The sequence below is a fragment of the Pedobacter terrae genome (genome assembly GCF_900100705.1).
GTDB classification, from domain to species: Bacteria; Bacteroidota; Bacteroidia; order Sphingobacteriales; family Sphingobacteriaceae; genus Pedobacter; species Pedobacter terrae.
Genome location: NZ_FNCH01000058.1, coordinates 1 through 1,259 on the forward strand (window position 1 = coordinate 1; position 1,259 = coordinate 1,259).

Consider the following 1,259-nt stretch of genomic DNA (forward strand, 5'->3'; position numbering starts at 1 on the left):
TTTTTTGGAGTTTTTCTTATTTTTTATGATGCTCTCCTATAATTCTCGACATACATTTCTCCTCTCTTGACAAGTGAGAACATTCTTAAAATCAGTTTAAACTTCACATTGTTTAAAACAAGATTATAGCCTTTGGTCTTTTGTTTACGTTCTGCATACGCTGATATTTCGGGATCATGTTGCATAGCAGACTTTGCGGCCTGATTGAGTTCCTGTTTTAGTTCCTTTTGTGCCAGATAACTCACCTTTGGCTTTCCTTTGATAGTTGTTCCAGAGGTATTTCCGAACGGTATTACCCCCACATAAACTGCATACTTCCTTGCGTCTGGAAAAGATGCAAAGTTTTCCGTGTAAGCGATCGTCATCCAAGCATTTACCTTGCCGATTCCCTTTATACTGCTTATTATCCGATAATTTTTAAGCATCTCTCCATCCTGCCTGATAATAGAGGCGATCTCAGCCTCTATTTCTGATTGATGCTTCTGGTCTGCCTTTATCTTTGAGCGGATAATCTTGCTGATCCTATCGTCCTTACCGGTAGAAAACATATATATCCTTTCTTTTAACGTACTTTTTAGACCTGCCGTTTCTCTTACCAATCTTTTCCGAAAGGAAAGCAGCTGCCTTAGTATAAGAATACTATTGTTCAATGGCCGGGATGCCTCCAGGCGCTTGATCTTATCCTCACCATACTGACCTATGCGAAAGGAGTCATCCTTATCGTTTTTGCCGCGTACCATTCCCATCGAATTTTTGATCTCCAGACCAGATATCCTGGTATAGGCAATGAACTGAGACTCCAGAAACTGAATAAAACGGTACTCATAGCCACCTGTATATTCCATAACAACCAGTACTTCTTTAAGATCAATTGAATTGGTTTTGCACCACCTTTTAAAAATAGCAAATCCTTTGCTATGGTTATCGATCTTAATATGCAGCCTGCGTTCTGCACAACTGATATCTAGTGTAAGTTTTGATACATCTACACCTAAAACAACATTCCAGTTTCCCATACGTTTACATTTTAGTATATTTAAATAAACTGTCTTTTGCCGATCACCTTTGATAGTTCAAAGAAAGTATTCTAGCTAGGCCTTGGACAGTAATAAAAGGCAGGGACTAATACGACCAAAAGTTCTGTAAAACTAGAGATGACGAAAATTCACCCTGCCTTTTATTTAAACGCTTACTAAGCTTTCTTCTTGTAAGATATTTGAAAGAAGAAAAATCAGTTTGATAAACCAAAGGAGATGACG

1 protein-coding gene is annotated in these 1,259 nt (G+C 38.1%); it reads right to left on the bottom strand.

The genetic code is table 11. The annotated features are described in order from the left end of the window. Window positions 1-23: 23 nt before the first annotated feature. On the bottom strand, window positions 24-1,016 hold the full coding sequence (locus BLR60_RS24580; RefSeq protein WP_090505234.1) for an IS110 family transposase: 993 nt from the start codon (window positions 1,014-1,016) through the stop codon (window positions 24-26). Window positions 1,017-1,259: the final 243 nt, after the last annotated feature.

Bases quoted from the DNA above. Each gene is read 5' to 3' on its own strand.
- BLR60_RS24580 (WP_090505234.1), bottom strand. From the start codon at position 1,016: ATGGGAAACTGGAATGTTGTTTTAGGTGTAGATGTATCAAAACTTACA.